This window comes from Streptomyces sp. IBSBF 3136 (genome assembly GCF_036815105.1).
GTDB lineage: Bacteria > Actinomycetota > Actinomycetes > Streptomycetales > Streptomycetaceae > Streptomyces.
The window spans coordinates 1-13,051 of record NZ_JAJSZC010000004.1 but is presented as its reverse complement, the minus strand read 5'-3'; the positions used below and the strand labels follow the sequence as shown (position 1 = coordinate 13,051).

At 73.4% G+C, this 13,051-nt stretch carries 10 protein-coding genes and 1 pseudogene; 3 read left to right on the top strand and 8 right to left on the bottom strand.

Going from position 1 to position 13,051, the window contains the following annotated elements:
• Window positions 1-973, bottom strand: a 973-nt coding sequence (locus V7E45_RS01380) for a hydrolase (protein ID WP_333772177.1), incomplete at its 3' end; no start/stop codon positions are given.
• 176 nt (window positions 974-1,149) lie between these two features.
• Window positions 1,150-1,935 carry a GNAT family N-acetyltransferase gene (locus tag V7E45_RS01375; RefSeq protein WP_333772176.1) on the bottom strand — a complete coding sequence of 262 codons (786 nt, stop codon included), beginning with the start codon at window positions 1,933-1,935 and terminating at the stop codon, window positions 1,150-1,152.
• A 156-nt stretch (window positions 1,936-2,091) separates the two neighbouring features.
• On the opposite strand from V7E45_RS01375, the pseudogene V7E45_RS01370 reads away from it, so the two are divergent.
• A pseudogene (locus tag V7E45_RS01370) lies at window positions 2,092-2,576 on the top strand (nucleoside deaminase).
• A gap of 27 nt (window positions 2,577-2,603) precedes the next feature.
• On the opposite strand, the gene V7E45_RS01365 reads toward V7E45_RS01370, so the two are convergent.
• Both V7E45_RS01365 and V7E45_RS01360 read right to left on the bottom strand, forming a co-directional pair.
• Window positions 2,604-3,458 (bottom strand): GNAT family N-acetyltransferase, encoded by an 855-nt coding sequence (locus V7E45_RS01365; protein WP_333772175.1) that lies wholly within the window; start codon window positions 3,456-3,458, stop codon window positions 2,604-2,606.
• A gap of 293 nt (window positions 3,459-3,751) precedes the next feature.
• Entirely contained in the window at window positions 3,752-4,462 is a 711-nt protein-coding gene (locus V7E45_RS01360) for a chaplin (protein ID WP_443055894.1), read from the bottom strand.
• A gap of 282 nt (window positions 4,463-4,744) precedes the next feature.
• Here V7E45_RS01360 and V7E45_RS01355 point away from each other — a divergent pair, with 282 nt between their 5' ends.
• A complete protein-coding gene (locus V7E45_RS01355; protein WP_333772173.1) occupies window positions 4,745-6,379 on the top strand; it encodes an alpha/beta hydrolase in 1,635 nt (544 codons plus the stop codon).
• A 129-nt stretch (window positions 6,380-6,508) separates the two neighbouring features.
• Window positions 6,509-7,030: a DUF4232 domain-containing protein gene (locus tag V7E45_RS01350; protein WP_333772172.1), complete on the top strand. Its 522-nt coding sequence runs from the start codon at window positions 6,509-6,511 to the stop codon at window positions 7,028-7,030.
• On the opposite strand, the gene asnB is transcribed toward V7E45_RS01350, so the two are convergent.
• From asnB to V7E45_RS01330, 4 genes are all read right to left on the bottom strand, one after another.
• Window positions 7,023-8,864 carry an asparagine synthase (glutamine-hydrolyzing) gene (asnB, locus tag V7E45_RS01345; protein ID WP_333772171.1) on the bottom strand — a complete coding sequence of 614 codons (1,842 nt, stop codon included), beginning with the start codon at window positions 8,862-8,864 and terminating at the stop codon, window positions 7,023-7,025. The genes V7E45_RS01350 and asnB overlap by 8 nt on opposite strands.
• Window positions 8,865-9,142: 278 nt before the next feature.
• Entirely contained in the window at window positions 9,143-9,922 is a 780-nt protein-coding gene (locus V7E45_RS01340) for an alpha/beta fold hydrolase (RefSeq protein WP_333772170.1), read from the bottom strand.
• Window positions 9,923-10,007: 85 nt separating this feature from the next.
• Window positions 10,008-11,147, bottom strand: a complete 1,140-nt coding sequence (locus tag V7E45_RS01335; RefSeq protein ID WP_333772169.1) for an alpha/beta hydrolase — start codon at window positions 11,145-11,147, stop codon at window positions 10,008-10,010.
• The coding region (locus V7E45_RS01330; RefSeq protein WP_333772168.1) for a thioester reductase domain-containing protein at window positions 11,144-13,051 on the bottom strand (1,908 nt) is incomplete at its 5' end. The genes V7E45_RS01335 and V7E45_RS01330, both read right to left, overlap by 4 nt.

The window sequence follows — 13,051 nt, the reverse complement described above, 5'->3', positions numbered from 1 at the left end:
CGCCCTCAACGCCACCCCCGCCGCTGGTGCCGGAACCGGCCAGCCAGGCGGTGGCGTTGAGGGCGAGGGCCGCGTTGGTGGCCCCGGAGTCGTTCCAGCCGTCGTACAGGGTGTTGCCGGACTGGCCGGTGCCGTCGTCGATCGGCGAGCTGTCGCCCCAGAAGGCGACGCGGCCGCTGCCGAAGGTGCTGGTGAGGAAGAAGGCGCCGGTGTTGCCCGAGTAACCGGTGCGGTAGAGCAGGCCCTTGACGGCGGAGTTGTCGGCGGGCTTCAGCGTGGCCGTCGTGCCGCTGGCGATCAGGCTCTTGGTGACGGTGCCGAAGGAGCCGTGGAGCACCGGGTTCGTGCTGTCGCTGATGGCCGACGGGTAGTCGGAGCCGATGCTCAGCGAGTCGATGGAGAAGCCGAACGGGTCGGTGGAGTCGACGCTGTTGTTCGTCATCAGGTCGTTGAGGATCTCGACCGCGTCCTGGCCGTCGTTGTTGCGGTCGGCGCCGGTGTGGTCGGAGATCATGAACAGGCCGCCGCCGTTCTTCACGAAGGTCATGATGGCGGTCTTCTCCGCCGTCGTGAACAGCGTGTTGGGCTCGGGCAGCACCAGGGTGTCGAAGTTCGACAGGTCGGTGGCGGACGAGCCGCCGTAGCTGAGGCTGGAGCCCGAGGGCAGCGTCTTCAGGCTGTAGCCGCCGGTCTTCTGCAGGGCCACACCCCAGGAGGACAGGGCGCCGGTCCAGTCGGTCTCGGCGGACGGGGAGGACTTCTGGCCGAGCGGGTCGGGCTGGCTGGTGGAGATGATCCAGTCCGCGTTGCCCGCCGTCTCGGCGTGGGCGTTGTCGAACAGGACGCGGTGCGTGGTGGCGGCGTGCGCGGGGGTGGCGTCCGTGCCGACCTGCAGGGCCGTCGAGGTGACGAACAGCCCGAGTCCGGCCAGGGCGGTGGTGAGTCTGCGGCGGGATCTCCAGGATCCAAGCATCCGGCGAACCTCCATGTGGGGTGGGGAGAGGCAGTGCGGCGCCAAAATCTGCGCGCGTAGAACGGGGTTGAGGGTTCTACACGCGTCGACTCGTTGAAAGGTACATGGCATGTCGGCCCGGTGAACATAAAGTCCCGGCAATCTCGCCCCGCGGACTCCCACCGCCGAGGCGGCCGTCAACTCCCGTACAGGTAGGGGGTCGTGGTGCTGAGCGCCTGGAAACCCAGCCGTTCCAGGATCGGCCGGCTCATGGGCGAGGCGTCCACCTGGAGGAACCGGTGGCCGTGGGCGGCGGCTACCCGGGCCCGGTGGGCGACCAGGGCACGGTAGACGCCCCGGCCCCGCCAGGACTCGACGGTGCCGCCGCCCCACAGGCCGGCGAAGCGGGTGCCGGGCACCAGTTCCATGCGGGCGGCGCTCACCGGCTCGTCGCCGGCGAGCGCGACCACGGCGACGACCGTGCCCGGATCGGCGTCCAGCCGCGCGAGGAGCCGGTGGCGCAGCCGGGTGCCGTCGGTGCCGAAGGCCCTCTCGTGCACCCGCACCACCAGGTCGACCCCGGCCGGATCGGTGGCCCTGACGATCCGGATGCCGTCGGGCGGCCCGGGGTCCGGGGAGCGCCGGATGACCTCGGCGGTGTCGCCGATCAGCAGCGTCTCCTCGGGTTCGGCCCGGAATCCGGCGGCGGTCAGCCGGGCGCCCAGGTCCACCGGTCGGTCGTGGCCGTAGAGCTTCCACTCGAAGTCGTGGCCCAGGGCGCCGAAGTACGCGATCTGCTCGTCGATCGCCCGGTCCGCCGACCGCTCGTCCAGCGCGGACCACAGGACGCCGTTCCAGCCCTGCGCGCCGGCGGTCTGCCGGACCACGGCGCCGCTGCGCTCGACGCGGGCTCCCGGCCCGTCGGGAGCGGCGCCCTCCCGCATGTCCCGGTCGTAGAGGGCGAGCACCGCGGCGTGATCCATGCCCTCACTCCAGCATCCGCCGGCGGACCGGGCAACGGAATTACCGCGGACCGGTGCGGCGCCCGCCCGGACTCCGGTGCCTGTGCCACCCTCGGTGGCCGTGCCCCGGGCCGCCGGGGACCAGCCGAGGACCATCCTGCGAGGAGGGCGGTCCCCATGGTGAAGGACAGTGAACTCGGCTTTCCGCGCCGGTGCGTGGAGCCGGCCCGGGAGGCGCTGGACGCGGGTGACGAGCCCTTCGGGTCGGTGCTCGTCACGGCCGACGGCGCGGTCCTGGCCGAGGACCGCAACCGGGTGGCCGCCGCGGGGACCGCACCCGGCACCCGGAGTTCGAGCTCGCCCGCTGGGCGGCCGCCCACCTCACGTCCGGGGAACGGGCCGGCGCCACCGTCTACACCTCGGGCGAGCACTGCCCGATGTGCGCGGCGGCGCACGCCTGGGTGGGGCTCGGCCGCATCGTGTACATCGCCTCGTCCGAGCAACTCGGCTCCTGGCTGTCGGACCTGGGGGTACCAGAGGCTCCGGTGCGGCCGCTCCCCGTCAACGAGGTGGCTCCCGGCACGGCCGCCGAGGGGCCGGTGCCCGAGCTGGTCGAGGAGGTGCGGGAGCTGCACCGCCGCTGCCACGCGGGCGCCCGCTGACCGGGGCGGGCCCGGCCCCCGGCCGGCTCAGCCGAGTTCGAGCGTGGTGACCCCGAAGACGCGTTCCCGGGCGTGGTCGCGGACGGGTCCGGTGTACATCCGAGCGGTCTCGAACGAGGCGCCGAGGCCCGCCTCCAGGGCCAGCGCCACGGCCTCGGCGTTGGGTTCGGGGACGTCGACGGCGATCTCGCGGCCGGCGGCGTCGGCGGTGAGCGCGGCGAACAGGGCCCGGGCGTCGTCCGCGGTGTCGGCGAAGAGCGGGCCGATGCGCAGGCAGTCGTGGCCGGGGCGGATCACGCCGTAGCCGGTGAGGCGGTCGCCGTCGTGGCGGACGTGGGCACGGTGGCCGTCGTGGGACAGCCACTCGGCGAGGAAGCGCGGGCGGTCGGCCGGTACGCAGGCGCTGTCGTAGGCGGTGACGGCGGCGAGGTCGCCGGGACCGGCGGGGCGCACGCCCGTGGGGGCGGTGCCTCCGGCGGCGACGCCGGTGAACCTGATGGTGCGGTGGGCGAGTTCGAAGCCGGACAGCCGGTAGTTGTCCTGCTGGGCGACGACTCCGTCCAGGCCGACGGTGCGCTCACCGGCGTGGGCGAGGGCGGTCTTCCACGTGGTGAGGCCGTGGCCGCGGCCGCGCAGGTCGGGGCGGACCAGGTAGCAGCCGAGGAAGGCGTAGTCGGAGCCGTAGGTGACGACGGAGACGGCCGACACCGGCTCACCGTCGATGCGGCCCAGGAAGAACCCGTCGGGGTCCTGGGCGAAGAAGGCATGGCCGTCGCCGAGCCCCGGGTTCCAGCCCTCCGCCGCCGCCCACCCGCTGATCACCGGCCAGTCGGCGAGGGTGGCCTGGGTGACGACGAGGTCCTGCGGGGCCGGGTGGGTCATCGGTGCGCTCCATGGCGGGGACTTGGGGCCGGTGAGGGACCGGCCCGCGGGGTTCGGGCGGGCCGCGCGGCGCCCGCACGGCGGCCGCACCGCAGCATCCTCGCCGATCAACCCGGGCCGCACCATGGGCGCATCGGCCGTTGTGCGCCTCAAAACGTGCTGTGGTGCGGGAGGTCGGCGCGGGCGTGTGGACGCCCGGGCCGTTGCCCGACCCGGGCGTCCACCGCTTGCGCGCATGCCGACGGCCCCATCGGTCCGGCGTCCGGTGGGGCCGTCGTGTCACGAGAGCGCGATCAGCGGGTCCGGCGGGGACCGAAGCGCCGGTACAGAGCCGCACCCGTGAGCACGAGCGCGGCGCTGCCGGCGACCGCGGGCGCCGTCAGGTCCGCCCCGGTGTGGGCGAGGGTCTCCACCGACGGCCGCGGGGCCGGGGGCGTGACGTGCTCGGGCGTGTGCGGAACGGGGTGGGACCGGGTCGGGACCGGCGGCTTCCGGGTCGGCGGCGTCGGCGTCGCGGTCGTCGGCGGGGTGGGCTGCTCGACCGGGTTGTTGACGGACTGGTTGCCGAAGACCGGGTTGAGCACGCCGACCACGTCGACGCTGTTGCCGCTGACGTTCACCGGCAGGTGGACCGGGAGCTGGACGCCGTTGCCGGAGACCGCGCCGGCCGAGTCGGCGGCGGTTCCGTGTGCCGACGAGCCGCCCTTGCTGACGGAGCCGGACGTGGCCGAACCGGCCGTCCCGGACCCGCCGCCGTTCGCGCAGCGGTTGCCGAACGAGGGGTTGAGCAGCCCCACCACGTTCACGGTGTCCCCGCACACGTTCACCGGAACGTGCACCGGGAGCTGGATGGTGTTCCCGGAGACCGCTCCGGGTGAGCCGGCCGCCGCACCGTCGGCGGAGGCTCCGTCGGCCGCGAAAGCGGCGGTCACCGGCATGGCCACGGCCATCGCACCGGAGGCCGCGACGACCGCGAACACACCGTTTCGGGTAGCCCGTCTCATAGGTTTCCTGCCTTCCAGACAACGTCGCGGGCACTCACCCGCATCCGCTACAACGCAGGCGAACCGCCCAAGTTATGGCCAATCAATCTTTCACCCCACTGAGTGACATGTTTCTTCGAAACACCTGTAAAGCCATCGAATAATCATTGATCACACCGGAAGGTGCGAAGTGTAGGCCGCCGGGCGTGGTCCCGCTCCTCCGGAGGCGACCCTCATCAGCCCCGCTTATGGTGAGCGAGGGCGCGCCCCGGTCCGCGACGGGTGGGCCCCGGGAGGCGATCCATGCTGGCCAAGCTCTCCACACGGCCCGCCCTGCGGCGGTGCGCGGGAGCCGGGGTCCTCACTCTGGCCCTGCTCGGGGCCGGGCTGCCCACGGCGGCCGCCGACGCGCCCCGGCCCGACCTTGCGCGCTTCTACCGGCAGAAGCCGGCCTGGACGGCCTGCGAGGGCCCGGACATGCCGAGTGACCTGCGGTGCGCGAAAGTGACCGTCCCGCTCGACTACGCGCACCCCGGTGCCGGCACCCTCGACCTCGCGCTGGCCCGTTACCGCGCCACCGGCCCGTCGCGGGGCTCGGTGCTGCTGAACTTCGGCGGTCCCGGCGGCCAGGGCGTCAACGCGCTCGCCGCAGGTGGCAAGGACTTCATGGACCTGACCAACGGCTACGACGTGGTCAGCTTCGACCCGCGGGGCGTCGGGCGCTCCTCCCCCGTCAGCTGCGGCGAGGGCGGCGACCCGGCCCTGCCGGTGGCGGCCGAGAGCTTCGACCTGGACCGCCCCCAGGGCGTGCTGAAGCGGCTGCGGCAGGCCGCCGACGAGTGCGCCCGGAACTCCGGGCCGGTGCTGCGCCACATAGGCACCGTGGACGCCGCCCGGGACATGGACGTCGTCCGCGCGGCCCTCGGCGACAAGAAGCTCAACTATCTGGGCTTCTCCTACGGCACCCGGCTCGGCGCGGTGTACGCCGCGCAGTTCCCGCACCAGGTGGGCCGGATGGTCCTGGACGGGGTGGACACCCTGACCGAGCCGCTGTCCGAGCAGGGCGTGGCGGGCGCCCAGGGCCAGCAGACGGCACTGGACGACTTCCTCGACTGGTGCACGACCGACCTCGGCTGTCCGTTCGGGCAGGACCGGCGCGCGGCCGGGAACCGGGTCGTGCGACTGGTGCGCTCGCTCGACGAGAATCCGGTGCCCGCGGACTTCGGCGGCGCCTTCTCCGGACAGGACCTGGTGGCCGCCATCGGGCAGGCCCTCTACAGCAAGCAGCTGTGGCCCACGCTGGAGCGGGCGCTGGCCTCGCTGGTGAACGACGGCGACACCCGGGGCGTGCTCGGCCTCACCTCCGGCGCCGGCTCCGCCCTGCCCGTCCGGCAGCCGGGGGCCGGCAAGGGCGGCGACCGGCAGCGCGTGGACGGCGGTCTGGTGGACGCCGAGGCCGTCCCGGCGGACAACCTGCCGGCCGCGCTGATGGCGATCAACTGCGCGGACGACCCGGACCGGCCGGGCGAGGCGCGGATCGCCGCGGACCTCAAGGACCTGCGGGCCGCCTACGAGCAGGCGTCACCGGTCTTCGGCCGCTTCCGGCTGTCCCAGCTGCTGATGTGCTACGGCCGTCCCAAGGGCACGAAGTACATCCGGGACGAGGTCAAGGACGTGCACTCGGCCAGGATGCTGCTGGTCGGCACGCGCGGCGACCCGGCCACGCCGTACCGCTGGACGGTGGAGACCGCCGCACGCCTCGGCCCGTCGGCCGTGGTGCTCGACAACAAGGGCGACGGGCACACCGGCTACTCCTCGTCGATCTGTGTGCACCGCAAGATCGACGACTTCCTGCTCTACGGCTCCCTGCCCGCCGGCGGCAGCTCCTGCTCCGCGGACCGCGAGGGCTGGGGCTCCACCACGAACTCCTCCGACTGACCCCAGGTGTGGTGCGAACGGGTGACAGGAGCGCGTCCCGGAAACCTCTCGGCCGGCCCGGACGTCACACAGGGCAGGCGCGCCCCGGCCCGCCGTACCCGTACGCGACCGCGACAGGGGGAACCCGTCATGCGTATCCGCTCCACCATCGCCGTACTCGCGGTCTGCGCCGCCACCGCGCTGCTGCTGACCGCGCCGCAGAGCCAGGCCGCGCCGGCCCGTGCCACGCCCCCGCGCTGCGCGGAGAAGGCGCTGACGATCCGGGCGAAGGCGGTACCCGCCGATCCCAGGGTGGTGCGCGTCGGCGTGACCAACCGGGGCGCCCGCGCCTGCGTCGTGGACCGCGTGCCCACGGTGACGTTCGGCGGCCTGGACGGGGCCGCGCTGCCGGTGCCGCGCGGCGGCGGCGGGACGTACCTGCTGCGGCCGGGCGTCACCGCCCACGCGGCCGTCCGCACCATCGGCGACCCGGCGGACCCCCAGGTCCGCCGGGCGGACTCGGTCACGGTGGCCGCGTCGTCCTCGCAGTGGGGCGCCACCTTCACCGCCGCGCGGCTCGGCACCGGGAGCCGGGTGCGGGTGTGGGAGCCGGTGACGACCTGGTGGCAGGCGACGGCGGCGGCCGCCGACCGGGCCCTGAGGGTCAGCTGAGGTCCAGCTCCGGCGTGTAGAGGTCGAGCCACTGGGCGAGGTCGAGGGTGCGTTCCAGACCCCGGCGGCCGACCTGGGTGCTGACGGGGGTCTCGCGTTCGGCGGCCGCGCGGACCCGCTCGCGGTCCACGAGGTCGAAGACGCGGTGGGAGGGCCGGGCCAGGAGTTCCCTGGCCTGGTCCTGCAGGGCGCGGGCGTAGCGGGGGTCCTGGGTGGACGGGTACGGGCTCTTGACCCGCTCGTACACCGAGCGCGGGAGGACGTCGGCGGTGGCCTCCCTGAGCAGGCTCTTCTCTCGGCCGTCGAAGGACTTCAGCGACCAGGGCGTGTTGTAGACGTACTCCACGAGCCGGTGGTCGCAGAACGGCACCCGGACCTCCAGGCCGACGGCCATGCTCATCCGGTCCTTGCGGTCGAGCAGGACGCGGACGAAGCGGGTCAGGTGCAGATGGCAGATCTGCCGCATCCGGTACTCGAAGTCGCTCTCACCCTCCAGACGCTGGATGCCGGCGACGGCGGTGCGGTAGCCGTCGGCGACGTAGCCCTCCAGGTCCAGCGACTTCGCGAGGTCGGGGCGGAGCACGTCGGTGTCGTCGCCGAACCGGCGGCCGAAGCGCACCAGCCAGGGGAAGGTGTCGGCGCGGCGGGCCTCCTCGTCGAAGAACTGCAGGTAGCCGCCGAAGACCTCGTCGGCGGACTCGCCGGACAGGGCGACCGTCGACTGGTCGCGGATGGCGCGGAAGAGCAGGAGCAGCGAGGTGTCCATGTCGCCGAAGCCGGCCGGCAGGTCACGGGCGCGGATCACCCGCTCGCGCACCGCGGGGTCGGCGAGGGACCGGGCGTCGAGGACGATGTCCTGGTGGTCGGTGCGGGCGAGTTCCGCCACGTCGTGCACGAAGGGCGTGTCGGGGGTGCCGCGCAGTTCGTCGGCGACGAAGTTGTCGGTCTGGCCGACAAAGTCGACGGCGAAGCTGCGTACCTTCTCGCCCCGCTCGGCGAGCTGCCGGGCGGCGAGCGCGGTCATGGCGGAGGAGTCGAGGCCGCCGGAGAGCAGGGTGCAGCGCGGGACGTCGGCGACGAGCTGGCGGCGCACGATGTCGTCGAGGAGCGAGCGCACGGTGGCGACGGTGGTGTCGCGGTCGTCGGTGTGCGGCCGGGTCCGCAGCCGCCAGTAGACGCGGGTGGCGAGGCCCGTGCGGCCGACGGTGACGACGGTCCCGGGTTCGACCTCGCGCATGCCGTCCCAGACGGCGTGCCCGGGTGTCTTGACCATGGTGAACAGCTCGCGCAGCCCGTCCGCGCCGACGCGCGGCCGGGCCAGCGGGTTGGCGAGGATCGCCTTGGGCTCGGAGCCGAACAGGACGCCGTCGGCGGTGGGGTGGTAGTAGAAGGGCTTGACGCCCATGCGGTCGCGGATCATCACCAGCCGGTCGTGGCGTGCGTCCCAGACGGCGAAGGCGTACATGCCGTTCAGCCGCTCCGCCACGGCGTCGCCCCATTCCAGGTAGCCGTGGAGCACGACCTCGGTGTCGGAGTCGGTGGTGAAGCGGTGGCCCCGGCCGGTGAGTTCGCGCCGCAGTTCGGTGAAGTTGTACGTCTCCCCGGAGTAGACGAGGGCGACGGCGCCCTCGGGGGTGCGGACGGACATGGGCTGGCGGCCGCCGGGGAGGTCGATGATGGCGAGCCGGCGGTGGCCGAGGGCGGCGGGGCCCTCGGCCCAGGTGCCCCGGTCGTCGGGTCCGCGGCAGGCCATGGTCTCGGTCATGGCGTGCAGCGCGCCGGCCTCGGCGGTCAGCTCGCGGTCGAAGGAGACCCACCCGGTGATGCCGCACATGCCCCAGCCTCCTGCCTCCGGTCGGCGGCCGGCCCCTCGCTCACGCGGGTGAACCGGGGTGGGGGGAGGACGTCCGCCGAACCAGTTGTATCGAGCACCTATATGACGAGCGTCCGTCAGGCTCGGGCGGCGGTCAACGCGGGCGCGTCCGGGGCGGCCTGCGCTCCCCCGTGGTTTCGGCCGCGTTTTGCCCGCGCGAGGGTGAGGGAGCGCCCCGGCAACGGGCCGGGGCACCGGGAACAGGCCACATGCAAAAACTTCGCCAAGCGGCGTCCGGGTCAGCCCTTCCCGGCGAGGAAGCGGTCCAGCGCGGCGGTCAGCTCGGCGGGCTTCTCCACCGGCAGCTCGTGGCCCGCGTCGATGATCCGGACCTCGGCGTCCGGGTAGGCCTTCGCCATGCGCAGCATCTGCCGCACCGGGAGCTGGACGTCGTGGTACCCGTGGATCATCAGGGTGGGCGTGCGGATCTCACCGGCCCGGTCCAGGAGGTCGAAGGCCCGCATGGCGCCGTACAGGGTCATGACGACCTCGCGCGGGGTCCCGGCGGAGGAGCGGATGTACTGCCGGATCTCCTCGCGCGGGTGGCCGGGGGCGAACGCCCGCTGGATGTTGGTCGCCACGAACATCTTGTACGGCACCAGGGTGGAGGCCGCCATGAGCAGGCCCCGGCCGCGGCTGTAGGTCATCCGGCCGATGGAGTTGACCAGCACCATGCGCTCCACCCGCTCGGGGTGGGCGAGGGCGATGGTCTGGGAGATCATCCCGCCCATGGAGTGGCCGACCAGCACGAACCGTTCGACGCCGAGGTGGTCGAGGAGGGCGAGGACGTCCGTCGCCAGCTCCGCGATGGTGCGCACCCCGGCCCCCGTGCTCTCCCCGTGCCCGCGCAGGTCGAGCCGGATCACCCGCCGGCCGGCCCGGAAGTGCTCCAGCTGGTGGTCCCAGCGGTGCCGATTCGCGGTCCAGCCGTGGACGAACACCAGCGGCACGTCCACGGCGTCCCGGGGGCCCTCGTCGTCGTACGTCAGTACGGCGCCGTCGACGTCGAGCTGCGGCATGGGGGCCTCCTGGGTGCGTTCGGGTTACTGACCGGTACGGTAACGGGCCGCGAGGCCCGCCGTCACCGGCCTTCGCGGGGGAATCTCAGCGGTGTCCGCCGAGGAATTCCAGGATGTGCCCGAAGACGTCGAGTGCCGCTCCGCGCCCCAGGAAGGTGTCCAGGTGACCGTAGCCCGGGATCTCGGTGTACGAGACGTCGAGCTGCGGCTGCCGGCGGGCCAGGACCTCGTGGCAGAGCCGCTGCGAGTCCAGCCACAGCCCGTTCTCGCTGCCCGAGAGCAGCAGGACGGGGGTGTCGATGCGGTCGGCGGCGTCCAGCGCGTTCGGCGGCAGGGCCCGGTAACGCAGGTCCGTGTCGTTCCAGCGCACCACGCTGCGGGCCAGCTCGATCCGGCGCAGGTGGGGCAGGATCCACAGCGGGGCGGGGCCGAGCAGTTCGGCGAGCCGGTCGTGGGTGGTGCGGTGCAGGTTCTCGTGGACGAACAGCGAGGCCCCGGTGCCCCAGGCCGAGTGGTGCAGGATCTGGCAGGTCGGGTCGGGGCAGTCCGCCCCGCGGGAGGCCAGCGCGAACAGCGGGGTGTACTTCGACCACAGGCCGACTCGGCGGAAGTCGACCGGGATGTGGTCGATCCGGGTCTTCAGCAGTTCCCCCGCAACGGACATCCGCAGCGAGGTGCGGCCGGCCAGCTTCGGGGTCAGGAAGACGCCCTGGGAGACCACGCCGGCGAGCCCCGGCACCAGCCCGGCCGTGAGGCTCAGAGAGAGAGTGAGGGACCCGATGCAGTGGGCCACGACGAACAGCGGCCGGTCTCCGATGCGCCGCCGGATGTGAGCGACGGCCTCCGGGATGTCGTGGAGCGCCACGTCGTCGTAGGTGTAGCGCCGGCCCGTCTCGTTGTACGGCAACCTGCTGCTGCCCCGCCAGTCCAGCAGCCAGGGCTCGTAGCCGTCGTCGAGGAGGACGTCGACCAGGTTCCGGGTCTCGGGCAGCAGGAACATGTCGGCGGAGGCGGTGTGGCCGTGCAGGAGCAGGACGGCGGGCCGGGTCGGGTCGCCGCTGTCGACGCGGGTCAGGCCGAGCCGGACGCCGTCGCTGGTGCGGAACGGGATCTCCTCGACCCGGGCGGGGTCGAGGCGGTGGCGCAGCGGGCGCGGGGCCACGGTGGTGCGGACCCTGCGGAGCGCCGGCCGGGCCGTCCTGGAGGGCTTGGTCCTGAAGATCATCGGTTCGGCTCCGTGAGGGTGGTGGTGCGGCGCAGGTCGAGCAGGTCCGCGGCGGCCCGGGCGAAGGGGGCGAGCAGTCCGCGGCCCATCTCCACGCCGAACCAGGCGAGCCAGGTCAGCTTGGCGGCCCGCTTCTCCTGGGCGGTCAGGCGCGGGTCGACCCGGATGCCGTCGATCTGGTCGCGGACGTAGGAGTCGGCGGGCACGACGACCTCGCCCAGCAGGCTCGCCGCCTCGCCGTCGCGGCCGATCTCCACGGTGAGCGCGCGGGTCTGCCGCCACAGGTCCCGCCGGGCGCGGGCGTACTTGCGGCCCTCGAGCCACCACACGCCGCCGTCCGCGTCGCGCAGCGTGAGCCGGTAGCGCAGCAGCTGGTGGCGCAGTCCGTGCCGCTGCGGGATGCCCTCCTCGGGGCGGACCCAGACGTCACCGCGCTCCACGGTGAGCGGCTCGGCGTGGATCGCCGGGCAGGTCACCTCGCCGCCGACGTCCACCCGGCGCTCCTTGACCAGCTGATACATGCTCGCGATCGACAGGGTCAGCGCCATGGAGCAGGGAGTGGTGGCGGTAGCGCCGACCGGCCCCACGGTGCCCTCGGTCGTCTCGGCGAACCACAGGTAGGGCTGGTCGTCCCGGTGCGGCAGCCGGGCCAGGCCGTCGCCGGCGAGCTTCTCGAAGGTCTTCAGCTGGGCCTGGGCGTCGTACCGCGCCGCGGGCGGCAGGCCCAGGGCGGCGACCAGGGCGTCGGTGCGTTCCGCCTCGGCGGCCGGGCCCTGCAGGGTGGCCTCGCACAGCTTCAGCGCGGTGGGACTCTGCAACACCCTTGAGAGGAAGGCGAGTTCGGGCACCGGCTCGGCCTTCAGCCGGTCGAGGGCGTCGGCGCGCCACTCGTCCCAGTCCTGGACGCGTACGTGCATACCGCCCAGGGCCATGTCCCGCACCACGTCGTCGAGGGTGTTGGGCACGCCGGTGAGGTTGTAGTCAAAGCCCCAGGCGTCGGGTTCGCAGACCGTGGCGACGGCGACCCGGCTGACCCAGTCCACGGGGGCCGCGTTGAGGTAGCGGAACGCCGGTACGGTGCGGAAGCGGCCGAAGGCGGAGATCAGGCCGCTGCTGAGGTCCTGCGGGTTGTAGGCGCCGGTCTTCGTGTGCCCGCCGATCCCGCCGGGGCGCAGGGCGGTGACGACGAGTCCGTGGTCGCGCGCGCGGCGCAGCGCGACCTCGGCGGCCCACTTGGACTGGTCGTAGCCGGAGACGAGCCGGTCGACGTGGGCCAGCGGGTCGTCCTCGCCCATGGAGGTGATGCCCACCTCGTTGAACACGGCGACGGACGAGATGTGGTGCAGTGGTTTGGGTCGGCCGGTCGCGGCCAGTTCGGCGAGGGTGAGGGTGCCCAGGACGTTGCTGGAGCGCAGCGACTGGTAGCCGCGCAGGAAGTCCACGGCGGCGGCCACGCCGACGACGCTGTCGAGTTCGTGGGCGAGGGTGTGCCACTGCTCGTCGGTGAGGCCGAGGCGGGGGCGGCGGATGTCGCCGGGCAGCACGGTGACGCGCCGGCGCACCTCCGACGACCACGGCAGCCGGTAGCTGCGCAGCTGGGCGCCGAGCCGTTCGGTCGCCGCCTCCAGGTCGGCCGCACGGACCAGGCAGTACACGTGGGCGTCGCTGTGCCGCAGCAGGTCGAGCAGCATGTGACCGCCGAGGAAGCCGGTCGCCCCGGTCAGCAGGACGCGACGGGGCGGCAACGGCTCGGGCACGTCGGTGAAGGGCAGCCGGTCGGCGAGGGCCAGGTCGGCGAGGATCTGGTCGAGATCTTCCCGCCTCGCCCGGGCGCTGGGGTCACCGGCGCGGTGCAGGGCGCCTGGAACGGTGGCGGGTGCGGTGCGGGGGGACGGGACGGGGAG

Bases quoted from the DNA above. Each gene is read 5' to 3' on its own strand.
- V7E45_RS01375 (WP_333772176.1), bottom strand. From the start codon at position 1,935: ATGGATCACGCCGCGGTGCTCGCCCTCTACGACCGGGACATGCGGGAG.
- asnB (WP_333772171.1), bottom strand. From the start codon at position 8,864: ATGTGCGGCATCACCGGGTGGGTCTCCTTCGACCGCGAGCTGACCGCC.
- V7E45_RS01335 (WP_333772169.1), bottom strand. From the start codon at position 11,147: ATGATCTTCAGGACCAAGCCCTCCAGGACGGCCCGGCCGGCGCTCCGC.
- V7E45_RS01365 (WP_333772175.1), bottom strand. From the start codon at position 3,458: ATGACCCACCCGGCCCCGCAGGACCTCGTCGTCACCCAGGCCACCCTC.
- V7E45_RS01355 (WP_333772173.1), top strand. From the start codon at position 4,745: ATGCTGGCCAAGCTCTCCACACGGCCCGCCCTGCGGCGGTGCGCGGGA.
- V7E45_RS01360 (WP_443055894.1), bottom strand. From the start codon at position 4,462: ATGAGACGGGCTACCCGAAACGGTGTGTTCGCGGTCGTCGCGGCCTCC.
- V7E45_RS01350 (WP_333772172.1), top strand. From the start codon at position 6,509: ATGCGTATCCGCTCCACCATCGCCGTACTCGCGGTCTGCGCCGCCACC.
- V7E45_RS01340 (WP_333772170.1), bottom strand. From the start codon at position 9,922: ATGCCGCAGCTCGACGTCGACGGCGCCGTACTGACGTACGACGACGAG.